This window comes from Lysobacter sp. 1R34A (genome assembly GCF_051217035.1).
In the GTDB taxonomy this organism is placed as follows: Bacteria; Pseudomonadota; Gammaproteobacteria; order Xanthomonadales; family Xanthomonadaceae; genus Lysobacter.
Genome location: NZ_JBPKJP010000004.1, coordinates 19,983 through 43,506 on the forward strand (window position 1 = coordinate 19,983; position 23,524 = coordinate 43,506).

A 23,524-nucleotide genomic window follows, 5' to 3' on the forward strand; every position below is an offset into this window, starting at 1 on the left:
AATCCCGGCTCCCATGAAACTCGTAGACGAAGCAGAAATCAAAGTCATCGCCGGCAATGGCGGCAACGGCTGCATCGGCTTCCGTCGCGAGAAGTTCATCCCGCTCGGCGGGCCGGACGGCGGCGACGGCGGTGCCGGCGGCAGCGTGTGGCTGGTGGCGGACGAAAACGTCAATACCCTGGTCGATTTCCGCCACCAGAAGCAATTCCGCGCCCAGCGCGGCGAGAACGGCATGGGGCGGCAGGCCTACGGCAAGGGCGGCGACGACCTGGTCATCGTGGTGCCGGTCGGGACCGTGGTCACCAACGTCGAAACCGATGAAGTCATCGGCGACCTGGTCGCGCACGGCGACCGCCTGCTGGTGGCGCGCGGCGGCAAGGGCGGCCTGGGCAACATGCATTTCAAGAGCTCGATCAACCGCACCCCGCGCAAGGCCCTGCCGGGCCTGCCGGGCGAGGAGCGCGAGCTCAAGCTGGAACTGAAGCTGCTGGCCGACGTCGGCCTGCTCGGTTTCCCGAACGCCGGCAAGAGCACCCTGATCCGCGCGGTCTCGGCGGCGACGCCGAAGGTCGCGGATTATCCGTTCACCACCTTGTATCCGAACCTCGGCGTGGTCAGCGTCGAGGCGCACCGCAGCTTCGTGATCGCCGACATCCCGGGCCTGATCGAGGGCGCGGCCGATGGCGCCGGCCTGGGTGCGCAGTTCCTGCGCCATCTGCAGCGCACGCGGCTGTTGCTGCACCTGGTCGACGTCGCGCCGATGGAAGGCGGGGTGGAGGGCGTGACCCCGGCCGAACAGGTGCGCGCGATCGAGAACGAGCTGCGCAAGCACGATCCGGAGCTGCTGGAAAAGCCGCGCTGGCTGGTGCTCAACAAGGCCGACCTGTTGCTGGAAGAAGAGCAACAGGCCGCCGCGCAGGCGGTCATCGACGAACTGGGCTGGACCGATCGCTGGTACCTGGTCTCGGCGATCGGCCGCGAAGGCACCTGGCCGATCATGCGCGACGTGATGGCGTTCTTCGACCGTCAGCGCGCCGACGCCCTGGAAGCCGCGAGCGCTGCCGACGACCATGTTCCCTGAGCCGCAGGCTCGTCGGAACCCGTATCGATCCAGGCCGCGGCGCGCGATGCGTCGCGGCCTTGCCGTGGGCGCGGCCCGGGCGAAGGCGCGCGTCCCGAGTGCGCGATGCCGCGGCGCTGCGCCGTGCGTACGCGGCTTCAAGGTCGCTTCACCGGCGCCGATGATGCCGGCCATGTCGGCCGTGCCCCGCCTGAAGCATTCCGTCGCCTGCGGCGCCGGCCTGCACGATGCGGCATCGGCCGCACAACGAAAAAGCCCGGCCGAAGCCGGGCTTTTGCGTCACGTCGCGAGCGACGTATCAGGCGGCTGCCAGTGCCTTGATGCGGGCCGACAGGCGGCTCTTGTGACGGGCGGCCTTGTTCTTGTGAATCAGGCCACGGGCACTGAAACGGTCGAGGATCGGCTGAGCGACGTCGAACGCGGACTTGGCACTGGCGGCGTCGTTCTCGCCGAGGGCCTTCAGCACCTTCTTGACGGCGGTACGCAGCATCGAACGCTGGCTGGCGTTGCGGGCGTTACGCACGACAGTCTGCTTGGCGCGCTTCTTGGCGGACTTGATGTTTGCCACGAGTGGATTCCTGGAATATTTGGTGAAAAGCGTTAATGAAACTGGGCGGTGAAATGCAGTTACGGAAAATCAGACCCAAAAGTATGGGCGATTCAGTGGGTTGCGTCAACTGGGGCGGGGGCCGGCGATGAGCAAGGGTAGCGGCCTGCTGCGGTCTTCGGCCATTTTCAGCGCGATGACCTTCATTTCGCGGGTTTCCGGTCTGGTCCGGGACCAGGTCTACGCGGTGGTCTTCGGGGCCAGTCCGGCCATGGACGCGTTCTTCGTGGCCTTCCGGATCCCCAATTTCATGCGCCGGCTGTCGGCCGAGGGCTCGTTTTCGATGGCCTTCGTGCCGGTCCTGGCCGAATACAAGCAAAAGCACGACCAGGCCGCGGTCAAGGAGCTGATCGACCGGGTCAGCGGCACCCTGAGCGCCTTCCTGCTGGTCCTGACCGCGGTGGTGATCTTCGCCGCGCCCTGGGTCATGGCGCTGTTCGCCCCGGGCTTCGAGCCCGGCAGCGAGCAGTACCGGATGGCCACCCAGATGCTGCAGATCACCTTCCCCTACGCCTTGTTCATCTCGTTGGCCTCGCTGGTCGGCGGGGTCCTGAACAGTTACGAGAAGTTCGCTATCCCGGCCTTGTCGCCGGTGCTGCTGAATCTGTCGATGATCGCCGCGGCGGTCTGTGCCGAGCGGGTGTTCAGCCCGATGGGCCTGAACCCGGTGCTGGCGCTGGCCTGGGGCGTGTTGCTCGCCGGCGTGCTGCAACTGGGCTTCCAGTTGCCGGCGCTGGCCAAGCTGGGGCTGCTGCCGCGGCCGCGCTGGGGCGCCTCGCACGAGGGCGTGCGCAAGATCATGCGGCTGATGGTGCCGACCCTGTTCGGCTCCTCGGTGGCCCAGGTCAACCTGTTGCTGAACACCGCGATGGCCTCGTTCCTGATCGCCGGCAGCGTGACCTGGCTGTACCTGACCGACCGCCTGCTCGAGTTCCCCCTGGGCATGTTCGGCGTCGCCATCGGCACGGTGATCCTGCCGCATCTGTCCAAGCGCCATGCCGCAACCGACCCGCAGGGCTTCTCGAAAGGCCTGGACTGGGGCTTCCGCCTGTGCCTGCTGATCGGCGTGCCGGCCTGCCTCGGGCTGGTGCTGTGCGCCGAGCCGCTGGTCGCCTCGCTGTTCCAGTACGGCCGCCTGACCGCCCATGACACCGCGATGATCCGCCTGAGCCTGATGGCTCAATCGATCGCGGTACCGGCCTTCCTGCTGGTGAAGGTGCTGGCGCCGGCGTTCTACTCGCGCCAGGACACCAAGACCCCGGTCAAGTCGGCGGTGGTGTCGGTGATCGTCAACCTGGTCTCGACCGCGGGCCTGCTGCTGGCGGTGCTGTACCTGACCGAGGCCGGCCGCGCCGCCCTGCAGAGCAGTGGCGGCGACCTGCGCCGCGCGCTCGGCGAGGTGCCGGGCGCGCACGCCTGCCTGGCCCTGGCGATCGCCATCGCCGGCTGGGTCAACGCCCTGCAGTTGGCCTGGTACCTGCGCCGCGCCAAGGTCTATGCGCGCCAGCCCGGCTGGGGCCGGTTCCTGCGCCAGATCGCGGTCGCCAGCGTGGCGATGACGGTGGTGGTGCTGGGGCTGCTGTGGTTCTGGACCGGCTGGACCGGTTGGCCGTGGTGGGAGCGCGCCTGGAAGCTCGCGGTGGTGGTCGGCGCCGGCGGCGCGTTCTACGGCGCCGCGCTATGGCTTCAGGGCATCCGCATGCGCGACCTGCGCGGCCATTGAGCAACGTGCGCCGCGGCGGCATCGTGGGTCGCCCGCCGCGGCCCCGTTGAGAGTGGCGGGCGGCGGCTATACTTCCTGATTCATCCTTCAAGCAATGTCCCGGTTCGTCCGGGTCCCACGCCGGACACTAATGAGCAGGCTGTTTCGTGACGTCGAGGGCGGGCCGCGGTGCCCGCACGGCAGTGTGGTCTGCATCGGCGCCTTCGATGGCCTGCATCTCGGGCATCGGGCGTTGGTGCGCCACACGGTTTCGCGCGCGCGCGCTCTGCGCGTCGAGGCGGTCGCGCTGAGTTTCGAGCCGCTGCCGCGCGAGTTCTTCGCCCCGGCCGCGCCGCCGCCGCGCCTGCTGCTGCCGCGCGCCAAGGCCGAAGGTCTGCTGGCCCTGCAGGCCGACCAGGTCGGCCTGCTGCGTTTCAACGGCCGGCTCAGCGCCCTGAGCGCGGAGGAGTTCGTGCGCCGGGTGCTGGTCCAGCGCCTGTCCGCGCGCGAAGTCTGGGTCGGCCCGGAGTTCCATTTCGGCAAGGCCCGCGGCGGCGACATCGCGCTGCTGCGGCGCCTCGGCGAGGAGGGCGCGGCCGAGGGCCGCGGCTTTACCGCGCACGAGATCGAACCGGTCTTGCTCGACGGCGAGCGCGTGTCCAGCACGCGCATCCGCGAAGCGCTGCTGGCCGGCGATTTCGCCGCCGCCGCGCGCTGGCTCGGGCGCCGCTACGCGATCGGCGGCCATGTCGTGCGCGGCCAGCAGCTCGGCCGCACGCTCGGTTTTCCGACCGCCAACCTGCGCTTCGGCGGCAAGACCCCGGCCTTGTCGGGGATTTACGCGACCTGGGTCCACGGCATGGGCGACCGACCCTGGCCGTCGGTGTCCAGCCTCGGCACGCGGCCGACCGTCGCCGGGGTCGAGCCCTTGCTCGAAGCGCATCTGTTCGACTTCGACGGCGACCTGTACGGTCGCCGCATCGAGGTCGAATTCGTCGCCCACCTGCGTCCCGAATTGAAATTCCCCGACTTGCCGGCGCTGACCGAGCAAATGCACCGCGACGCCGAACAGGCGCGCGGTCTGCTGCGGCTGGACTCGCAACGCGCCGTCGCGCCGTTGCCGGGCCCGCTCGCGGCAGCGACCCAAACACCTGCATGAGAGCTGCTGTGACCGCCAAAGACCCGAGCCAATCCGCTCCCGCCAATCCCTACAAGAGCACCTTGTTGCTGCCGGCGACCGATTTCCCGATGCGCGGCGACCTGCCCAAGCGCGAGCCGGAAACCCTGGCGCGCTGGGAAAGCGAAGGCTTGTACGGGCGAATTCGCGAGAAGGTGAAGGATCGCGAGCGCAGCTTCGTGCTGCACGACGGCCCGCCCTATGCGAACGGCGAGATCCACATCGGTCACGCGGTCAACAAGGTGCTCAAGGACATCGTGGTGAAGTCCAAGCTGCTGGCCGGCTTCGACGCGCCCTACGTGCCGGGCTGGGACTGCCACGGCCTGCCGATCGAGCACAAGGTCGAGAAGGAGTTCGGCAAGGTCGGCGACAAGCTCGACGCCGCCGAATTCCGCGCCAAGTGCCGCGAGTACGCGACCACCCAGATCGACCTGCAACGCCGCGACTTCAAGCGCCTGGGCGTGATCGGCGACTGGGAGCACCCCTACCTGACCATGGATTTCCGCTACGAGGCGGACATCATCCGTTCGCTGGCGAAGATCGTCGAGCGCGGTCACCTGGTGCGCGGCTCCAAGCCGGTGCACTGGTGCTTCGATTGCGGCTCGGCCCTGGCCGAGGCCGAGATCGAATACCAGGACAAGGAATCGACCCAGATCTACGTGCGCTATCCGGTGCTCGACCGCAAGCGCGTGTTCGACGTGTTCGGGGTCGAGGACGACGGCGCGCCGCTGTCGGTGCCGATCTGGACCACCACGCCGTGGACGCTGCCGGCCAGCCTGGCGGTATCGATGGGCCCGCAGGTCGAGTATTCGCTGGTGCGGATCGAGCCCAGCGAGGAAGCGCTGTTCAAGGAGCCGGGCCAGCGCCCGGAATACCTGCTGGTCGCCAGCGAGCTGACCGGCGGCGTGCTCGCCGCGATCGCCAACGCCGATGCGCTCAAGCAGGGCCACAGCGTGGAAACCCGCGACTGGTCCTCGCATCCGGGCGAGGCCTTCGAAGGCCTGCGTCTGCAGCATCCGTTCTATCCCGAGCGCGAGATCCCGGTGCTGCTCGGCGACCACGTCACCGTCGACGCCGGTACCGGCGCGGTGCACACCGCGCCCGGCCACGGCCAGGAGGACTACGCGGTTTCGCTGAAGTACGGCCTGATCGAGCGCTACAGCGCCGCGCAGATCAACCCGGTCGACGCGCGCGGCCGCTACCTGCCGTCGACGCCGCCGGCGGGCACGCACGAGCTCGCCGGGCAGCACATCTTCAAGATCGACGCGCTGCTGCTCGAGGTGCTGCGCGAACGCGGCGCCTTGCTCGCGACCGGCCGGCTCAAGCACAGCTATCCGCATTGCTGGCGCCACAAGACGCCGGTGGTGTTCCGCGCCACCCCGCAGTGGTTCATCTCGATGGAGCAGGCGGGCCTGCGCCGCGACGCGCTCGCCGCGATCGGCGGCGTGTCCTGGGTGCCGGGCTGGGGCGAGGCGCGCATCTATAACATGATCGAGGCGCGTCCGGACTGGACCATCTCGCGCCAGCGTTACTGGGGCGTGCCCATCGCGCTGTTCTTCAGCCGCGAAACCGGCGAGCCGCATCCGCGCACGGTCGAGGTCATGCGCCAGGTCGCCGACCGGGTCGAACGCGAAGGCGTCGACGCCTGGTATTCGATGACCGCCGAGGAACTGCTCGGCGACGAGGCCGAGGGCTACGAGAAGGTCAACGACATCCTCGACGTCTGGTTCGACTCCGGCACCAGCCACGAATGCGTGCTCGCGCAGCGTCCGCAGGACGGGCTGCGCAAGCCGGCCGACCTGTACCTGGAAGGCTCCGACCAGCACCGCGGCTGGTTCCACAGCGCGCTGCTCAGCGGCGTGGCGATGGACGGCGCGGCGCCGTACCGGCAGGTGCTGACCCACGGCTTCACCGTCGACGAGCACGGCAAGAAGCAGTCGAAGTCGCTCGGCAACGTGGTCGTGCCGCAGAAGGTCATCGACGCGATGGGCGCCGACGTGCTGCGCCTGTGGGTCGCGGCGACCGATTTCAGCGCCGAAATGTCGGTCTCCGACAGCATCCTCAAGCAGAACGGCGACATCTACCGGCGCCTGCGCAACACCGCGCGCTTCCTGCTCGGCAACCTGGCCGGCTTCGATCCGGGCCGGCATCTGGTCGCGCTCGCCGACATGGTCGCGCTGGACCGCTGGATCGTGCATCGCGCCGCCGAACTGCAGGACCGCATCGCCTCGGCCTACGACCGCTACGACTTCGCCGAGATCGTGCAACTGCTGTCGAACTTCTGCAGCGTCGACCTGGGCTCGCTGTACCTGGACGTCACCAAGGACCGCCTGTACACGATGCAGGAGGATTCGCGCGGCCGCCGGTCGGCGCAGAGCGCGATGTACCGCGTCGCGGAGGCTTTCGTGCGCTGGATCGCCCCGATCCTGGCGTTCACCGCCGACGAAATGTGGCGCCACCTGCCGGCGCAGACCGAAAACGGCGCGCGCGAAGACAACGTCCTGTTCGCGACCTGGTACGACGGCCTGGCCCTGCTGCCGGCCGACGCCGCCTTGTCGAACGAAGAGTTCGAGCGTCTGCTCGCATTGCGCGACAGCGTCGCCAAGACCCTGGAGCCGATGCGCGCCGCCGGCCAGATCGGCGCCGCGCTCGAGGCCGAGATCTCGCTGCGCTGCGGCGTGTCCGACCAGAACTGGCTGGCGCCGCTGGCCGAGGAACTGCGTTTCCTGTTCATCAGCGGCGATGTCGAGGTGATCGCCGACGACGGCATCAAGGACATCGCTGTGCTCGCCGCGCCGACCAGCAAGAGCAAGTGCGTGCGCTGCTGGCATTACCGCGCCGACGTCGGCGCGGTAGCCGAACACCCCGAACTGTGCGGCCGCTGCGTGAGCAACGTCGCCGGCGAGGGCGAGGAGCGGCACTGGTTCTGACCGCGGCACGACCGCGCGCGGCAAGGCGGCGCGCGGGCTCTTCACTTCACCGGCTCCGCACCGATTCGTAGACCCCAAGGCTTATGACCGATACCCCCCGCAAGAACGCACTGCCCTGGCTGATCGTCTCGATCGTCGTGATCGTGCTCGACCAGCTCAGCAAGGCCTGGGTGCTCAATTCGCTGCCCGAGTACACTGCGGTGCCGGTGATCGACGGGTTCTGGAACTGGTACCGCAGCTACAACACCGGCGCGGCCTTCAGCTTCCTCAGCGACGCCGGCGGCTGGCAGAAGTACTTCTTCGCGATCCTCGCCATCGGCATCAGCGGCCTGCTCGGGTATTGGCTCTCGCGCGCCGCGCGCAGCGACTGGAAGACCGCGCTTCCGTACGCCCTGGTGATCGGCGGCGCGATCGGCAACGTGATCGATCGGATGCTGCATGGCCACGTCGTCGACTTCATCCAGTGGTACTGGCGCGACTACCACTGGCCCTCGTTCAACATCGCCGACTCGGCGATCGTCGCCGGCGCGATCGGCATCGCGGTCTATGGCTTGTTCAGCAAGCCCGAGAGCGAGAAGTGAGCGGGGCGGGGCGAGGAGTTAGAAACGAGTAACCGGAAACGAGCAACTAGTAAGTAGACGGCCGAGCCGGTCCAGTTCCTAGTTCCTAGTTCCTGCCACCGGGCCCGGCACTGCAGGTTCCCGACGGGAGTACAATAGCCCCCATGGACGTCATCCTCGCCAACCCCCGTGGCTTCTGCGCCGGCGTCGATCGCGCGATCGAGATCGTCAAGCGCGCCATCGAGACCCTAGGCGCGCCGATCTACGTGCGCCACGAAGTCGTGCACAACCGCTTCGTGGTCGACGACCTCAAGCACCGCGGCGCGGTCTTCGTCGAAGAACTCGACGAAGTGCCCGACGGCGCAACGGTGATCTTCAGCGCACACGGCGTATCCAAAGCGGTGCGCGAGGAAGCCGAACGCCGCGGCCTCAAGGTCTTCGATGCGACCTGTCCGCTGGTGACCAAGGTCCACCTCGAAGTCTCGCGCCATTGCCGCGCCGGCCGCGACGTGATCCTCATCGGTCACGAAGGCCATCCGGAAGTCGAAGGCACGATGGGCCAGTGGCGGCGCGAGGCCGGTTCCGGCCGGATCTACCTGGTCGAGGACATCGAGGACGTCGCCGCGCTCGAGGTCGACCAGCCCGAGAATCTGGCCTACACCACCCAGACCACTTTGTCGGTCGACGATACCCGTGCGGTGATCGAGGCCATGCGCGCCAAGTACCCGGCGATCCAGGGCCCGCGCCACGACGATATCTGCTACGCCACCCAGAACCGCCAGGACGCCGTGCGCCAGTTGGCCGAGCGCTGCGATCTGGTGCTGGTGGTCGGCTCGCCGAACAGCTCCAACTCCAACCGCCTGCGCGAGCTGTCCGAGCGCGAGGGCGTCGAGGCCCACCTGATCGACGGCGCCGTCGAGATCGACCCGAACTGGGTCCGCGGCCGCAAGCGCATCGGCATCACCGCCGGCGCCTCGGCCCCCGAGGTCCTGGTCCGGGGGGTCATCGAGCGCCTGCGCGAGCTGGGCGCCGAGCGCGTCAACGAGCTAGAAGGGGAGCCCGAGAACATGGTCTTCGCCCTGCCCAAGGAACTGCGCCTGCAATTGGTGAGTTGAGCTCGGCCGCTCGCTCAGACGTATTCGCGGTCGGCATCCGGGGCGGCGCTGCGGCGCCCCACGATCGAACGGAACAGCGGGCCGGTCAGCACGGTCGAAAGCACCGCAAGCATCACCAACGCGGCGTAGGCCGGTTCCGACAACAGGCCCTTGTCGCGCAGCACGGTCGCCGCGACGATCTCCATCAGGCCCTTGCATTGCAGCAGCGCGCCGATCGCCAGCGCGTCCCGGCGCGAGAACCGCGCCGATGGCGGGCAGATCAGCAAGGCCGCCAATTTCGCCGCAACCGACAAAGCCAGCAGGGCCACGGTCGCCTGTAGCGAACTCCAGCCGAGCGCGTCGCCGTCGATGCGCAGGCCGCTGTGGCCGAAGAACAGCGGTGCCAAACCGAACAGGGCGAGCTGGCCGATCCGTTCGACCGGCAAGCGCCGGATCCAGCCCGGCGCCATGATCGCACCGCCGAAGTAGGCGCCGAGCAACGCGTGCAGCCCCAGTTGCGAGCTGGCCCACGAGCAGATGCCCAGATACAGCGGCGCGGTCAGCCAGATCGCAGCCTTCGGCGGCGCCCAGGTCTTCCGTTCGGCCACCGTAGCGGCCGCAGCGAGAACCAGCGGCGCCACGACCGCCAGCGCGTCCAGCCCCGACCAGCCCGCGAAGCCGGCGCCGCCGTCGGCGATCAACAGCAACGCCGCCAGACCGAACCACAACACCGCGTCGTCGACGACCGCAATGCCGACCGCCACCTGGGTCAAAGCGGGGTGCTCGCCCTTGAGCTCGCGCACGATGCCGATCAGGACCGGCAAGGCGCTGACGGCGACGCAGAGCCCGATCGCGAGCGCGCCGAGCCAGCCCTGGCCGCGTGGCGCCGCCCAGCCGGGCAGACCGGTGAAGTAGGCGTGGGCGGCGACGGTCCCGACCAGGAACGGCAGCGCCAGTGCCAGCGCGGCACTGAGCACGAAACGGGATAGGGAGGAGCTGAGCGCAGGCGGGGCCGCCGCCGAGGGCGCGGCCGGATCTCCGCCGTGGCGGGTCTCCAGGCCGGCGGTGAAGGCCAGTGCCAGCACTCCGACCCAGCCGAACCGGTCGCCGATGGCCGAGGGCACGCCGACCTGGGCCGGTAAGCCGCCGATCGCCGTCAGCCCGAGACCGATCGCGATCGGCACCACCGCCAGCGGTATCGAGCGGCCCAACAGGCGCCAGATACCCCAGGACAACAGGATGAAGATCAGCGAATCGGCGAGTGCGGCGAGGAGGGGCTGCATGGCGCGGATGATAACGGCGCCGCAGAAGCGGCTGTGCCGGCGTCGTTCCCGCGCTCGTTCCGGCGGCGCCGGGCCCGTGCCGCGCTCATCGAAGGCGATATGCGGTCGTCGTCCAGGTGGGTAGCCCGGCGGTTCGTGGCCGCTCGCCAGGGCGTTCCGGGCCTGCTCGATTGACCGCGCCGACCATCGCCGCCTAGAATTGCCGCCCTAGCCGGAATAGCTCAGTTGGTAGAGCGGCGCATTCGTAATGCGTAGGTCGTAGGTTCGATTCCTATTTCCGGCACCAAGTAATCCCGAAGGCGAAGCAACCGCCAGGCTAATGGTCCAACGGCCGCCGCCTTCCGGAACCCGTACCGAAAGCCCCGCTCAAAGCGGGGCTTTTTGTGGAGTGGGTTCGGGCCCGGAAAGGTTCAAATGCCGGTCACACAGACAGCCAACTTTCCGGAGACAGTCTTCAGTCTTGCCGGGACTTGTTTGTTACGGCGCGGCTAGCTGAATTTTGGGGCCCGGTCTCAGTCGTTGTCGATTTCGCTCGCATGGCGCTCGTAGCGGACTGTGTAGCCCCGACTCAGAGCAATGTTCGTTTGTGCTTCCGGGCAGTTCTTGGCGGAACATCCCTCCAACGCTCCATACGAAAGAAATTCGTCCGCGCAATTTCGACTCGTCGATATTGCTCATCACGACGATCTCAAGTCCTGACACAAGCTCGCCTTAGGCTTATCGGGTCAAGCGCTGCAAGGAAGCACATTCATCTGGCAAACGCTTGATGAACAAGCTGAATATCCACGTGGTCTGCCGATTATTTCTTGACAGGCGAACCTTCCCGATGTGACGCTGATCGTACTGGGGAAGGCATTCATTGCGGTGCCATAGCATTACTTGAAGGGCGGTTCGAATGTCACAGGGAAGTGCGGCGCTTGCGGTCGTAGACACCGTCGTTGCGCCTGGTAATCCGCCGGATCTCGCTCTGGCCGGGCTGGTCTTGTTGGCCCAGTTCCACGGTATCGCCGCCGATGCCGCTCAACTCAGCCACCAGCACGGTGCCGGCAGCGAAGCGTTCGACGACACTCGTCTTTTGCTCGCCGCCAAACACCTCGGACTGAAAGCGCGCATCACCGAGCAGCCTGCCGAACGTATCGGTATGGCGAGCCTGCCGGCTTTGGCGTTGGTCGAAAACGGAGAGTCCTTCATCGTCGCCAAGGTCAATGGTGACACGGTGCTGATCCACGATCTCGTACAGAAGCGGCCGCGCAGCTTGCCGATGGCCGAGTTCGAGTCGCGCTACGCTGGCCGCCTGCTTCAGGTCGCATCGCGCGCTTCCGTACTCGGTGAACTCGCCAAGTTCGACTTCAGCTGGTTCGTGCCGGCAGTAGTGAAGTACCGCAAGTTGCTGCTGGAAGTGTTCGCGGTATCGTTCTTCATCCAGATGTTCGCCCTGATCACGCCGCTGTTCTATCAGGTGGTGATGGACAAGGTGCTGGTGCACCACGGCCTTACCACGCTGCATGTGATCGCGGTCGGGCTGGTATCCATCGCGGTGTTCGACGTGGTCTTGTCGGGTTTGCGTACCTATGTGTTCGCGCACACGACCAGCAAGATCGATGTCGAGTTGGGCGCGCGCCTGTTCCGGCACATTCTGGCCTTGCCTCTGGCGTATTTCGAGTCGCGCCGCGTCGGCGACACCATGGCGCGAGTGCGCGAGCTCGAGAATATCCGCACCTTCCTAACCGGGCAGGCGCTGACCTCGGTACTCGATCTGTTCTTTACCGTGGTGTTTCTCGCGGTGATGTTCTACTACAGCGGCTGGCTCACCCTGATCGTAGTGATTTCGCTACCCGTGTACGCCCTGTGGTCCGCGTCGATCACGCCGGTGTTGCGCAAGCGCCTCAACGAAAAGTTCGCCCGCAGCGCCGACAATCAATCGTTCCTGGTCGAGACGGTGACCGGCATCGGCACCATCAAGGCCACCGCGGTCGATCCCCGCGTCACCCGCACCTGGGACAACCAGCTCGCGGGCTATGTCGCCGCCGCGTTCCGCGTCACCCGATTGGCGACGATCGGCCAGCAAGGCGTGCAGTTGGTGCAGAAGCTGGTCAGCATCGCGATCCTGTTCTGGGGAGCCCAGTTGGTGATCGCAGGGGATCTGTCGATCGGTCAGCTGATCGCTTTCAACATGCTCGCCGGCCAAGTCGCCGCCCCGATCATCCGCCTGGCCCAGCTGTGGCAGGACTTCCAGCAGGTCGGTATTTCCGTCGAGCGTCTCGGCGACATCCTCAATACCCGCACTGAACTGCCGGGTAGCCGCATGGTCCTGCCGCCCATCCGCGGCCAGGTGACTTTCGAGGGCGTGACCTTCCGCTATCGGCCCGACGCGGCCGAAGTGCTCAGCGGCATCGATCTCAACATTGCCGCGGGCGAAGTGATCGGCATCGTCGGCCGTTCCGGTTCCGGCAAGAGCACCCTGACCAAGCTGGTTCAGCGTTTGTACGTGCCCGAACGAGGGCGAGTGCTCATCGATGGCCACGATCTGGCGCTGGCCGATCCGGCCTGGTTGCGGCGTCAGCTCGGCGTGGTGCTGCAGGAGAATTTCCTGTTCAACCGCAGCGTGCGCGAGAACATCGCCCTGTCGGATCCGGGTATTCCGCTGGAGCGGGTGATTCACGCCGCGAAACTGGCCGGCGCGCACGACTTCATCGTCGAACTGCCCGAAGGCTACGACACCAAGGTCGGCGAGCAAGGGGCGGGGCTATCCGGCGGTCAGCGCCAGCGCATCGCGATCGCGCGAGCGTTGATCACCGACCCGCGCATCCTGATTTTCGACGAAGCCACCAGTGCGCTCGACTACGAGTCCGAGCATGCGGTGATGGCCAACATGCGCGCGATTTGCAAAGGGCGCACGGTACTGATCATCGCCCATCGCCTCTCCACCGTGCGTCACGCCAACCGCATCGTGGTGGTCGAGAAGGGACGCATCGTGGAAAGCGGGTCGCATGCCGAGTTGCTCGCGCGCCCGGACGGCCATTACGCATATCTGCATCGCCTGCAGCAGGGATAAGTCGATGAAGCATGTCTTTCAAGCCGTCGGCGATTTCGTCGCGCGCTACGGCCGTGTCTTCAAGGCGGCCTGGTCGGTGCGTCGGACGCTCGATCCGCCCAAACGCAGCCAAGACGAGTTGGCGTTCCTGCCCGCGCATCTGGAGCTGATCGAAACGCCATTGGCGCCGCTGCCGCGCTGGACGATGCGCATCATCGTCGCGTTCTTCTGCGTGGCGCTATTGTGGGCCTGCATCGGCAAACTGGACATCGTCGCGGTGGCGCAAGGCAAGACCGTGGTCGGTTCGCGCACCAAAGTGCTGCAACCGGCGGAGACCGCGGTGGTGCGGCGCATCCTGGTGCGCGACGGCGAGCGGGTGAAACAGGGACAGCTGTTAATCGAGCTGGACGCCACCGCGACCACCGCCGATTACGAGAAGGCGGGGGAAACCCTGGTCAACGCGCGCCTGGCGGAATTGCGCCTGAGTGCGCTGGCGGCGGCGATCGATGGGCACGGCGCGCCGATCCTGGCATCGGACCCGGCCTTGCCGGCGGTGCGTTTCCAGTCCGAGCAGCAGCTCGCGCACAGCGAATTCCAGGCCTTCAGCGCCAAGCGCGACAACCTGGAAGCGGCAATCGGCCAGCGCAAGGCCGAGCTGCAGACCGTGCAGTCCCTGATCGGCCCCTTGCAGCAGAGCGCCGTGATCGCCAAAGGACGCGCTGACGATTACGCCAAGCTGGTCGAGGGCAAGTATGTCGGCCGGCACGAATACCTGCTGCGCGAGCAGGAACGCATCGCCGCCGAACGCGACCTTGCCGCGCAACGCAGTCGGCTGCACGAGACGCAATCGGCTCTGAGCGGCGCGCAGGAGCAGTTGAAGGTGCTGGTCGCCGATACCCGCCAGCAAACCCTGGACGGGCTGCGCAAAGCGCGCGAACAAGTGCAGCAATTCACGCCCGAAGTGGCCAAGACCGGTCAGCGCGACAAGCTCATGCAGTTGCGGGCGCCGGTGGCGGGCACGGTCCAGCAGCTCGCCGTGCATACCGTCGGTGGCGTGGTCACCCCGGCGCAGCCGCTACTGGCGGTAGTGCCGGCCGAAGAGGCGCTCGAGGTGGAAGCAACGGTGCTGAACAAGGACATCGGCTTCGTGCGCGCCGGCCAGCCGGTGACGGTCAAGGTCGAAAGCTTTCCCTATACCCGCTACGGCTACCTGACCGGCACCGTCGAAAGCGTCTCGCACGACGCCGCACAGGACGAAAAGCTGGGGCTGGTATTCCCCGCGCGGGTCAGGCTGGCCCAGACCGCGCTCGATATCGACGGCGTGCAGGTTCGCCTGACGCCGGGCATGGCCTTGAGCGTCGAGATCAGCACCGGCAAGCGCAGGGTGATCGACTACTTGCTCAGTCCGTTGCAACAGCATACGGGTGAGGCTTTTAGAGAGCGTTGATCTTTCGCCCCAATTAGCGGTGATTTATGAAGTGCGCGAAAAATAATCAATAAAATCGGGACTGCTGATTGTGCTGGTCTTTCTGTCGGGCTGCGACCGAGAAGACGAAGCAAAATGGAATGGGGAAGTTCTGCTCCACGATGGCTGCCTTGCAGTGGTCCAGCGTCGTGCAACACGGGCGTCCAGTTCGTTTCTAGAGTACGGCCGAGGATATTTGAGAAGGAACGAACTTCTTTATCCGCCTGGCAATGTGTAGCTGGTGCTCTCTCCAGAGCGGCCGGAGGGGCCTGTAGCGGTGACTGATCTTTTGCGGCCGGTTGGCGGTCGTGCTCGACGAAAGCTCGTCGGCAGTACTCGTTCGACGTGCCGCGACGTTATTAGACTCGAAGCCCCAACGCGGCGATAGACCGACGAATGTGCTTGGGGATGGTCCGAGTATTCAGTTTGGGAAAGCCGCGTCGCAGCGCCTGAGACCTCGCTTTGTCAAGCTGCAGGGCAGCACATAACGCAGCGCTTCTGTCATCAACTTGCATACAACTTGAATCCAAGATTCAGCCCCGGGAGGGTGCTTCACCAAAACGCCATTCCTTCTTCACCTTTTTTTATCGGGCCGATCGACACCATGCGCCGGCTTGCAGTAGAGACAGCACAGACAGCAAAGGCACTGATGAAAATGCGCGTAGACGTATTCGTGGTGGGTGAGGATGAAGGTTACGTGGTGGCGCCTGCCGACAGCTGGCTGCCGCTGGAAGAAATGAAGGCGCTCGGCGCCCTGCGCTTCGGTTGGACGATCGACACCTCGATGGCGATGCCGAAGCTGGATTGGCACACGATCGCCAAGGACATCGATGCGCGCGGCTACAGCATCGTCGCCTCGCACGATGTCGGCGGCCTGCTCGCGACTCCGCAGCAGAACCTGCGCGCCATCTATCCCGAGCAGCATCGGCCGGTCGCGGCCTGAGCGGGCGTTGTCGTTCGTCGTCGGCGACGGCTTGATCGGGCCCGAGCGGCATCGCGGGACGGTGCGCAGGTGGCGAAACCGGCGCTGCTTGATCGCCGGTGCGCCTGCTGCCACTCGGTGCCCGCAGCTCCCTCTTGGGTGATTTTGGCGATCGGTAGCGATCCGCCCGGCCGTTCAGGCCCGGCGCCCGTTGAGCTGCGCGGTCCATCTCGCAGGATGCGACGGCGAGCGGCTACAGTGCGGCCTGGTATCGCCTCGCCGTCGTCCGCCCATGTCGAATATGTCCAAACCGCCCGCCAAGTCGGCCGCCAAGGCCGCCCGCACCGCCTACGTCTGTTCCGAGTGCGGCGCCGACTACAACAAGTGGCAAGGGCAGTGCGGCGAATGCGGCGGCTGGAACACCCTCAGCGAGTTCATCGTCGAGCCGGCGGTCAAGGCCGGCGCGGGCGGCGGCGTGGCCGCGAGCCGGCGTTCCAGCTGGGCCGGGCGCGTCGATGCGCCGGCGGTGACCGCGCTCAAGGACGTGCGCCATAGCGAGGAGTCGCGGGTCAGCACCGGCATCGGCGAGTTCGACCGGGTCCTCGGCGGCGGCCTGGTGCACGGCGCGGTGGTGCTGGTCGGCGGCGACCCCGGCATCGGCAAGTCGACCCTGCTGCTGCAGGCGATCACCCGTATGGCTCAAACCCTGCCGGGCCTGTACGTCACCGGCGAAGAATCGCTGTCGCAGGTCGCCGGCCGGGCCGCCCGGCTCGGCCTGCCGCTCGACGGCGTGCATGCCCTGGCCGAGACCGGGGTGGAGCGCATCCTCGAACACGCCGCCGCCACCAAGCCGGCGCTGATCGTCGCCGACTCGGTGCAGACTCTGTGGACCGAACAACTGGGCGCCGCGCCGGGATCGGTCAGCCAGGTTCGCGAGAGCGCCGCGCGGCTGGTGCGCTACGCCAAGGAAACCGGCACCGCGGTGTTCCTGGTCGGCCACGTCACCAAGGAAGGCGGCATCGCCGGCCCCCGCGTGCTCGAGCATATGGTCGACGCGGTGCTGTATTTCGAGGGCGAGAGCGGCAGCCGTTTCCGCGTGCTGCGCGCTTTCAAGAACCGCTTCGGCGCAGTCAACGAGCTCGGCGTGTTCGCGATGAGCGACAAGGGCCTGCGCGAAGTGCCGAACCCCTCGGCGATCTTTCTTTCCGGCAGCCGCAGCCCGCAGCCGGGCAGCTGCGTGATGGTGACGCGCGAAGGCACCCGGCCGTTGCTGGTCGAGGTGCAGGCGCTGGTCGACTCCTCGCCGCTATCGAATCCGCGCCGGGTCGCGGTCGGCATGGAACAGAACCGGCTGGCGATGCTGCTGGCGGTGCTGCATCGGCATGGCGGCATTTCGGTCGGCGACCAGGACGTGTTCGTCAACGTGGTCGGCGGCATCCGCGTGCAGGAAACCGCGGCCGACCTGCCGGTGCTGTTGGCGGTGTTGTCGTCGCTGCGCGACCAACCCTTGGCCGAGCACACCGTCGCCTTCGGCGAAGTCGGCCTGTCCGGCGAAATCCGGCCGGTGCCGAACGGCGAAGACCGTCTCAAGGAAGCTGCGACCCACGGGTTCAAGCGCGCCATCGTCGCCAAGGGCAACGCCCCGCGTGGCGGCCGCATCGGCGAGATGGAAGTGATCGCGGTGGAGCGCCTGTCCGAGGCCCTGGACGCGGCGTGAGCGGCACCGAGCGCGAACGGGGCAATGCAGGCAGGTTGGCGCGCTGGACCTCGATCGTGCTGCACCCGTTCGCGGTCTTCATCGGCCTGACCATGGTCAGCGTGCGGGTGCTCGCGCCGCAGGCGTTCTGGTCGGCGCTGTGCGGGGTCGCGACGGCGGTACTGGTGAGCTGGGCCTTCGTGGCGCAGCGGCGCCGGGGCGGGCATTGGACGACCGTGGACGCCTCGCATCCCAGCGAGCGGCCCCTGCTGTATGCGGTGCTGCTGGCGGTGCTGGCGGCGTGCTGGTGGTGGATGCGCGAACGCGCGGCGCCGATGGGGCAGGGCATCCTTGCGGTCGCGGCCATGGTGGTCGCGGCGGCCTTGCTGAACCGCTGGATCAAACTGTCGCTGCACATGGCGAGCCTGGCGTTCGCTGCGGTGTCGCTGTGTTCGTTGCAACCGGCGTTGGCCGCGCTCGCGATCGCGCTGTTGCCGTTGCTCGCCTGGTCGCGCCTCAAGCTGGCGCGCCACAGTCTGGCCGAGGTGATCGGCGGGACGCTGCTGGGCGCAGCGTTCGCCTGTGGTTTGCGAGTGCTCGCCGGCTAGCCGGTCGGGGCCGGACCGGCTAGCCGCGCTGGACGCATCGAGCTCCAGCGCGTTGCGACCGATCCGGGTTGGATAGATCCGGTTTCGATAGATCGGGTTTCGATAGATCGGGGCTGGATAGATCCGGGCGGGATCGGTCCACTGATCCCAATCGCTGAACCGGTCCGTCAAGCTCAAGCCGCCGGCTTGGCCGCCTTGCCGTGCGCGTTGATCAGTTCGACCAGCTTGGCTTCATCGTAGCCCTGCAGGCTCTGGTCGCCGATGTACAAGGTCGGCACGCTCTTGATCTTCAGGCCATCGGCTTCGGCCTTGGCGTCCTTGTCCTGGTCGATGATGCGCTCGACGAACTTGACGTTCTGCTTCTCGAGCACCTCGCGCGCCTGTTTGCAGAACGGGCAGGTCGATAGCGAATACATCACCACTTCGCCGCCGGCCTTGGCGTAGACCGACGAGTAATCGCCCTGGGTCACCACCGCACCGCCGCCTCCGCCGTTGCCGAGCAGGCCGCTGTTGCGGACCAGGTAACCGGCACCGACGCCGAGGCCGAGCGCCAGCGCCACGACCAGGATCGTCGTCAGGATCGACTTGAAGTTCATTGCATGTCCTCGAGAAAGCCGGGGCGTGCGCGGGCCGGCGGTGGCTGTGATGAGGGATTGGGACTCTCTTGCGGTCGCGATCGGCGCGGAGCGGCGTTCGCCGACAGGCGACGAGGCGTATGCGGGTTGCCTTCAGCGCGGCGATGCGGCTGGGGGCCGGGTCGGTGCCGGGTTTGGGACAATGCCCTTAGCGGAGGCGATGCGGCCTGCGCAGATGAGCCGGTGGAGGTCGTCAACGTCACTGTTGCTCCTGGTCCGTCACTGGACGCCTGGAGTTATAGCACCGCCCCGGTCCGGTGCCAGGGCCCGGCTGCTGCGCCGATGTGATCGGTGTAGCTAAATGCCGATCCGGTCGCCGGCCTTGTACGTGACCGCCGCACTCGCGGCAAACGCCGCCAGGGCGATCTGCGCTGCGATGCATCACGATCCTGCGCGTCGAACGCGGCCGGCAGACGCGCTCGCGCCTGCCGGCCGCGAGGCGGCTCAGGGAATCGGGCAACCGCAGGAAATGCCGCAGCTGCGCCAGGTGATCCGGCAGTTTTCCTCGGGATAGCCGGCATTGACGCAGTAATCGAAGTCCGCCTGGCAAGCGTCCCAGCAACTCTGGCAGCTGCCGGAGCCGAAGGCGCTCAACGAAAACGCCATGCCGAAACAGAACGCGCAGGTGGCGAACAACGTGGTGGTCGTGCGCTTGAACATCACTCCTCTCCTTGAGCCCCTCATGGGCGATGAGGCCGCGATCGCGGCCGTTCCTGGACGCTCCGGGAACCGGGCGGCGTTGCGTCCCCGACGCCGCTCGCGACGGCTCGGCCGTCGCCCGGCGAGGATGCCGAATCGGCGCGGCCCATGCCGGACCACTGTCAAAACCGACGGTTCTCGCCCGTGGCCAAACGCAGCCCGGCGGCCGCGACGGTCAACCGAAACGCCTGTTTCCCGCCGTTCTTATCCAAACGGCGATGGCCGTCGAAAATTCGCGATCCCGCTGCGGCGCAACAGGAATTTGTGATCGCCGCTCAGGAATATGAACATGCGATGGCACAAATTCGACGCTTCGTCGTGACATGGAGCGTGCGATGGCGCTGCGTATCCTGTTCCTGTGCACCGCGTACAACGGCCTTGCGCAGCGCGCCTGGGTCGAGCTGACCGATCTCGGCCATGAAGTCAGCGTGCAAGTCGCCGCCGATGCCGACACGATGCGTGCCGCGGTCGCGCGCGAGCGGCCGCAGCTGATCGTTGCGCCGATGCTCAAGTCGGCGATTCCCGACGACATCTGGACCCAGCACACCTGCCTGATCGTCCACCCCGGCATCGTCGGCGACCGCGGACCGTCCTCGCTCGACTGGGCGATCCTCGACGGCGAGCACGACTGGGGAGTGACCGTGCTGCAGGCGGCCGCCGAGATGGACGCCGGCGACATCTGGGCCAGCGCCGGCTTCGCCATGCGCGGCGCGTCCAAGAGCCAGCTGTACCGGCACGAAGTCACCGATGCCGCGATCCGCGCCCTGCTGCAGGCGGTCGAGCGCTACGCTGAAGGCGGTTATCGCCCACAGCCGCTCGACTACGGTCGCGCCGAGGTGCGCGGGCGGTTGCGCGCGGCGATGCGCCCGTCCGAGCGGGCGATCGACTGGCAGCTCGACACCGCTTCGGTGCTGGCGCGGGTGCGCAGCGCCGACAGCTACCCGGGCGCGCGTGCCGAGCTCGCCGGACTGCGCTGCCAGGTGTTCGGCGCCCACCCCGAGCGCGTCCTGCGCGGCCGTCCCGGCGAGTTGCTCGGATGGCGCGAAGGCGCGGTCTGCGTGGCCACCGGCGACGGCGCGGTCTGGCTCAGCCATCTGCGCGAGAAGGACGGGATCAAACTGCCGGCGACCCAGGTGCTCGGCGAGCGGCGCATGCAGGGAGTGCTGGAACGCGCGTCGCGGCCGGCGATGTCGGTCGCCGGCCAGCGCGATCACGGCTATCGGCAGATCCGCTACCGAGAATCCGGCGCGATCGGCTACCTGCATTTCGACTTCTACAACGGCGCGATGTCGACCGCGCAATGCGACCGGCTGCGCACCGCCTTCCTGCAGGCGCGGCAGCGCCCGACCCGGGCGATCGTGCTGATGGGCGGCGCCGACCTGTGGTCGAACGGCATCCACCTCAATACCATCCAGGCTTCGAACGATCCGGCGCTGGAGTCGTGGCGCAACATCCTGGCGATGAACGCCCTGGTCCGCGAGATCGTATTGACCGACAGCCATCTGGTGATCTCGGCGATGCAGGGCAATGCCGGCGCCGGCGGGGTGATCCTGGCCCTGGCCGCGGACCAGGTGTGGGCGCGGCGCGGCGTAGTGATGAACCCGCACTACAAAGGCATGGGCGGGTTGTACGGCTCGGAGTACTGGACCTATCTGCTGCCGCGCCGGGTCGGCGATACCCTGGCCCGGGAACTGACCGAAGGCCTGCGTCCCATCGGCGCCGCCGGCGCCGAGCGCATCGGCCTGATCGATGCCGCGTTCGGCGCCAGCGCCGCCGATTTCGTCGCCCACGTCGAACAGCGCGCCGAGCGCGCCGCCGACCCGGCGAGTTGCCGCAAGGCGCTGAGCCTCAAACGCCGCCGCCGCGCTGCCGACGAGCGCCGCAAACCGCTGGAAAGTTACGGCGCCGAAGAACTCGCGCACATGTACCGCAATTTCTTCGGCGCCGATCGCAGCTATCACGAGGCACGCCAGCGCTTCGTCCTGAAATGCGCGGCGGAGGTCTGCGAGACGGCGCCGGCGGTGCAGTCTGCGGCGCGGGTAACGGCCTGAGGCGGGCACGGCCTGAAGCGGTACCGGTCGGCTTCGGCGGTCATGCAGGACGCGAAACGCCACAGGCCGGGCTGACCCGCCTGCGGCGTTTCTAATGTCGCCCGTCGTGTCGCGGTAGCGGTGCCGGGCTCCGGGGCGAAGACCGGCCGCGATCAGTGTCCGCCGGCTGCAGCCGCGCCGCCGCCGAGCTTGGCGGTGAACGGCGGCTTGGCCAACCAGACGATGACGATCACCGCCAGGAACAAAATGCCGAGCAGGTGGAAGATCTCGTTGAAGCCGATCTGAGCGGCCTGCTGCGAGATCATTTGATTGAGGCTTACCGCGCCGCGTTGCAGGTCGCCGCCGCCGAGCGCGTCGACGGTCTGCAGCACCGCCGGGTCGTAGGCGCCGATGTGCTCGGTGAGCTGCGCATGGTGGACGGTGCTGCGCTGGTTCCAGCCCCAGGTGGTCAGCGAAGCGGCGAAGCTGCCGCCCAAGGTGCGCACGAAGGTGGCCAGGCCCGAACCGGCGGCGATCTCGTGCGGTTCCAGGTCCGACAGCAGGATCGTCAGCACCGGCATGAAGAACAAGGCGACGCCGAGGCCCTGCCACAGCTGCACCATCGCCACGTGGTTGAAGTCGACGTCGAGGTTGAAGCCGGAGCGGATGAAGCTGGTGAAGGCCATCGCGATGAAGGCGAAGCTGGCGACCATGCGCAGATCGAAGCGGGTCGCGTACAGGCCCACGAACGGGGTCAGCAATACCGGCAGGATGCCGATCGGCGCGGTGGCGAAGCCGGCCCAGATCGGCGTATAGCCCAGGTTGCGTTGCAGCCACAGCGGCACCAGCAGGCCGACCGCGAAGAAGGCCGAATACGCCAGCACCATCGCCGCGGTCCCGGCGGCGAAGTTGCGATGGCGGAACAGGCGCAGGTTGACGATCGGATCGCGCTCGGTCAGTTCCCAGATCACGAACACGGTCAGCGCGATGACCGAGACGATCGCCAGGACCACGATCTTGGTCGAGTTGAACCAGTCCTCGTCGTTGCCCAGGTCGAGCAGGACCTGCAGCGCGCCGACGCCGACGATCAGGGTCATCAGGCCCATGTAGTCCATCTTCGGGCGTTCCAGCTTTTCGGGCCGCCCGCGCAACTGGCTGCCGACCACGAGGCTGGCGAAGATGCCGATGGGGATGTTGATGAAGAAGATCCATTCCCAGCTGTAGTTGTCGGTGATCCAGCCGCCGAGAATCGGGCCGGCGATCGGCGCGACCACCGTGACCATCGCCAGCAGGGCGATCGCCTGCCCGCGTTTGTGCGGTGGGTAGATCGAGATCAACAGCGCCTGGGTCACCGGGTACATCGGCCCGGCGACGAACCCCTGCAGGGCGCGCGCGGTGACCAGCAGACCCATGCTGCTGGCCAGACCGCACAGCAGGGATGCGACCACGAAGGCCAGGGTCGCCCACATGAACAATTTGCGCTCGCCGAAACGGCGGGTGAAGAAACCCGTGAGCGGCAGGGCGATCGCGTTGCTGACCGCGAACGAGGTGATGACCCAGGTCGCCTGGCTGCTGCTGCCGCCGAGGTTGCCGGCGATGGTCGGCAGCGAGACGTTGGCGATGGTGATGTCGAGCACCTGCATGAACGACGCCAGGGCCAGGCCCAGGGTGGTCAGCGCGATGTTCGGCGGGCGGAAACCCGCTTGCGTGGGCGCGGCGGGAGCGGCGCCGGCATTGGCCGTGGTGGCGGACATGGATCTGCCTGTTTGATCGGGTGGACCGCGCGGGCGCGGCACCAGGAACGAAAGCGAAGCTTCCGATGCCCGTCATTCCGGCTCGCGCCGGAATGACGGTCTCAGAGCCCGCCATGCATCGCCGGGGGAGGGGGGCACAGCGGCGCCGATGGCGCGGCCGCTGCGTTGCGATGCGTCGCGAACGACAGACGAAGCCACGACGTGGGGGAGGCGCTTCGTCTTTGCTGCGGGGCTACGGGTCCGACTG

The 23,524-nt window shown here is 67.3% G+C and carries 17 protein-coding genes and 1 tRNA gene; 13 read left to right on the forward strand and 5 right to left on the reverse strand.

The features are described 5' to 3' along the window. The first annotated feature begins 13 nt into the window (after nt 1–13). Nucleotides 14–1,081 (forward strand): Obg family GTPase CgtA, encoded by a 1,068-nt coding sequence (gene cgtA, locus ACSAMQ_RS02645; RefSeq protein WP_435394160.1) that lies wholly within the window; start codon nt 14–16, stop codon nt 1,079–1,081. A gap of 298 nt (nt 1,082–1,379) precedes the next feature. Here the strand turns inward: cgtA and rpsT are convergent, their stop codons facing one another. Continuing rightward, entirely contained in the window at nt 1,380–1,649 is a 270-nt protein-coding gene (gene rpsT, locus ACSAMQ_RS02650) for a 30S ribosomal protein S20 (RefSeq protein WP_031371909.1), read from the reverse strand. 127 nt (nt 1,650–1,776) lie between these two features. Between rpsT and murJ the strand changes: the two genes are divergently transcribed. The 5 genes from murJ (at nt 1,777) to ispH (ending at nt 9,172) form a co-directional block, all read left to right on the forward strand. Continuing rightward, the gene (gene murJ, locus ACSAMQ_RS02655) at nt 1,777–3,411 is read left to right on the forward strand and encodes a murein biosynthesis integral membrane protein MurJ (RefSeq protein ID WP_435394161.1); all 1,635 of its coding nucleotides are present in this window, start codon (nt 1,777–1,779) and stop codon (nt 3,409–3,411) included. A 130-nt stretch (nt 3,412–3,541) separates the two neighbouring features. Beyond that, the gene (locus tag ACSAMQ_RS02660) at nt 3,542–4,549 is read left to right on the forward strand and encodes a bifunctional riboflavin kinase/FAD synthetase (RefSeq protein WP_435394162.1); all 1,008 of its coding nucleotides are present in this window, start codon (nt 3,542–3,544) and stop codon (nt 4,547–4,549) included. 89 nt (nt 4,550–4,638) lie between these two features. Next, nucleotides 4,639–7,497 (forward strand): isoleucine--tRNA ligase, encoded by a 2,859-nt coding sequence (gene ileS / locus ACSAMQ_RS02665; protein WP_435394222.1) that lies wholly within the window; start codon nt 4,639–4,641, stop codon nt 7,495–7,497. An 83-nt stretch (nt 7,498–7,580) separates the two neighbouring features. Beyond that, nucleotides 7,581–8,078: a signal peptidase II gene (lspA, locus tag ACSAMQ_RS02670; RefSeq protein ID WP_435394163.1), complete on the forward strand. Its 498-nt coding sequence runs from the start codon at nt 7,581–7,583 to the stop codon at nt 8,076–8,078. Between the two features lie 143 nt (nt 8,079–8,221). Next, nucleotides 8,222–9,172 carry a 4-hydroxy-3-methylbut-2-enyl diphosphate reductase gene (gene ispH / locus ACSAMQ_RS02675; RefSeq protein WP_435394164.1) on the forward strand — a complete coding sequence of 317 codons (951 nt, stop codon included), beginning with the start codon at nt 8,222–8,224 and terminating at the stop codon, nt 9,170–9,172. Between the two features lie 14 nt (nt 9,173–9,186). Here the strand turns inward: ispH and ACSAMQ_RS02680 are convergent, their stop codons facing one another. Next, the gene (locus ACSAMQ_RS02680; protein WP_435394165.1) at nt 9,187–10,434 is read right to left on the reverse strand and encodes a cation:proton antiporter; all 1,248 of its coding nucleotides are present in this window, start codon (nt 10,432–10,434) and stop codon (nt 9,187–9,189) included. Nucleotides 10,435–10,644: 210 nt separating this feature from the next. On the opposite strand from ACSAMQ_RS02680, the gene ACSAMQ_RS02685 reads away from it, so the two are divergent. From ACSAMQ_RS02685 to ACSAMQ_RS02710, 6 genes are all read left to right on the forward strand, one after another. Beyond that, nucleotides 10,645–10,720, forward strand: a tRNA-Thr gene (locus tag ACSAMQ_RS02685). 609 nt (nt 10,721–11,329) lie between these two features. After that, nucleotides 11,330–13,489: a type I secretion system permease/ATPase gene (locus ACSAMQ_RS02690; RefSeq protein ID WP_435394166.1), complete on the forward strand. Its 2,160-nt coding sequence runs from the start codon at nt 11,330–11,332 to the stop codon at nt 13,487–13,489. Nucleotides 13,490–13,493: 4 nt separating this feature from the next. Beyond that, nucleotides 13,494–14,915 (forward strand): HlyD family type I secretion periplasmic adaptor subunit, encoded by a 1,422-nt coding sequence (locus ACSAMQ_RS02695; RefSeq protein ID WP_435394167.1) that lies wholly within the window; start codon nt 13,494–13,496, stop codon nt 14,913–14,915. Nucleotides 14,916–15,582: 667 nt separating this feature from the next. Further along, a complete protein-coding gene (locus ACSAMQ_RS02700) occupies nt 15,583–15,876 on the forward strand; it encodes a hypothetical protein (protein WP_435394168.1) in 294 nt (97 codons plus the stop codon). Nucleotides 15,877–16,156: 280 nt separating this feature from the next. Continuing rightward, a complete protein-coding gene (gene radA, locus ACSAMQ_RS02705) occupies nt 16,157–17,572 on the forward strand; it encodes a DNA repair protein RadA (protein ID WP_435394169.1) in 1,416 nt (471 codons plus the stop codon). After that, nucleotides 17,569–18,159, forward strand: a complete 591-nt coding sequence (locus tag ACSAMQ_RS02710) for a hypothetical protein (protein WP_435394170.1) — start codon at nt 17,569–17,571, stop codon at nt 18,157–18,159. Before radA ends, ACSAMQ_RS02710 begins: the two co-directional genes overlap by 4 nt. 173 nt (nt 18,160–18,332) lie before the next feature. Here ACSAMQ_RS02710 and ACSAMQ_RS02715 read toward each other — a convergent pair whose 3' ends face one another. Together ACSAMQ_RS02715 and ACSAMQ_RS02720 are read right to left on the reverse strand one after the other, a co-directional pair. Next, nucleotides 18,333–18,755, reverse strand: a complete 423-nt coding sequence (locus ACSAMQ_RS02715) for a glutaredoxin family protein (protein ID WP_435394171.1) — start codon at nt 18,753–18,755, stop codon at nt 18,333–18,335. Between the two features lie 483 nt (nt 18,756–19,238). Next, the gene (locus tag ACSAMQ_RS02720; protein WP_435394172.1) at nt 19,239–19,454 is read right to left on the reverse strand and encodes a hypothetical protein; all 216 of its coding nucleotides are present in this window, start codon (nt 19,452–19,454) and stop codon (nt 19,239–19,241) included. Between the two features lie 374 nt (nt 19,455–19,828). On the opposite strand from ACSAMQ_RS02720, the gene ACSAMQ_RS02725 reads away from it, so the two are divergent. Beyond that, nucleotides 19,829–21,544 carry a hydrogenase maturation protein gene (locus ACSAMQ_RS02725; protein ID WP_435394173.1) on the forward strand — a complete coding sequence of 572 codons (1,716 nt, stop codon included), beginning with the start codon at nt 19,829–19,831 and terminating at the stop codon, nt 21,542–21,544. Between the two features lie 152 nt (nt 21,545–21,696). On the opposite strand, the gene ACSAMQ_RS02730 is transcribed toward ACSAMQ_RS02725, so the two are convergent. Beyond that, on the reverse strand, nt 21,697–23,277 hold the full coding sequence (locus ACSAMQ_RS02730) for a DHA2 family efflux MFS transporter permease subunit (RefSeq protein ID WP_435394174.1): 1,581 nt from the start codon (nt 23,275–23,277) through the stop codon (nt 21,697–21,699). Nucleotides 23,278–23,524 lie beyond the last annotated feature (247 nt).

Coding starts and splice junctions, on each gene's coding strand:
- cgtA (WP_435394160.1), top strand. CDS start 14: ATGAAACTCGTAGACGAAGCAGAAATCAAAGTCATCGCCGGCAATGGC.
- murJ (WP_435394161.1), top strand. CDS start 1,777: ATGAGCAAGGGTAGCGGCCTGCTGCGGTCTTCGGCCATTTTCAGCGCG.
- ACSAMQ_RS02660 (WP_435394162.1), top strand. CDS start 3,542: ATGAGCAGGCTGTTTCGTGACGTCGAGGGCGGGCCGCGGTGCCCGCAC.
- ileS (WP_435394222.1), top strand. CDS start 4,639: ATGCGCGGCGACCTGCCCAAGCGCGAGCCGGAAACCCTGGCGCGCTGG.
- lspA (WP_435394163.1), top strand. CDS start 7,581: ATGACCGATACCCCCCGCAAGAACGCACTGCCCTGGCTGATCGTCTCG.
- ispH (WP_435394164.1), top strand. CDS start 8,222: ATGGACGTCATCCTCGCCAACCCCCGTGGCTTCTGCGCCGGCGTCGAT.
- ACSAMQ_RS02680 (WP_435394165.1), bottom strand. CDS start 10,434: ATGCAGCCCCTCCTCGCCGCACTCGCCGATTCGCTGATCTTCATCCTG.
- ACSAMQ_RS02690 (WP_435394166.1), top strand. CDS start 11,330: ATGTCACAGGGAAGTGCGGCGCTTGCGGTCGTAGACACCGTCGTTGCG.
- ACSAMQ_RS02695 (WP_435394167.1), top strand. CDS start 13,494: ATGAAGCATGTCTTTCAAGCCGTCGGCGATTTCGTCGCGCGCTACGGC.
- ACSAMQ_RS02700 (WP_435394168.1), top strand. CDS start 15,583: ATGAAAATGCGCGTAGACGTATTCGTGGTGGGTGAGGATGAAGGTTAC.
- radA (WP_435394169.1), top strand. CDS start 16,157: ATGTCCAAACCGCCCGCCAAGTCGGCCGCCAAGGCCGCCCGCACCGCC.
- ACSAMQ_RS02715 (WP_435394171.1), bottom strand. CDS start 18,755: ATGAACTTCAAGTCGATCCTGACGACGATCCTGGTCGTGGCGCTGGCG.
- ACSAMQ_RS02720 (WP_435394172.1), bottom strand. CDS start 19,454: ATGTTCAAGCGCACGACCACCACGTTGTTCGCCACCTGCGCGTTCTGT.
- ACSAMQ_RS02725 (WP_435394173.1), top strand. CDS start 19,829: ATGGCGCTGCGTATCCTGTTCCTGTGCACCGCGTACAACGGCCTTGCG.
- ACSAMQ_RS02730 (WP_435394174.1), bottom strand. CDS start 23,277: ATGTCCGCCACCACGGCCAATGCCGGCGCCGCTCCCGCCGCGCCCACG.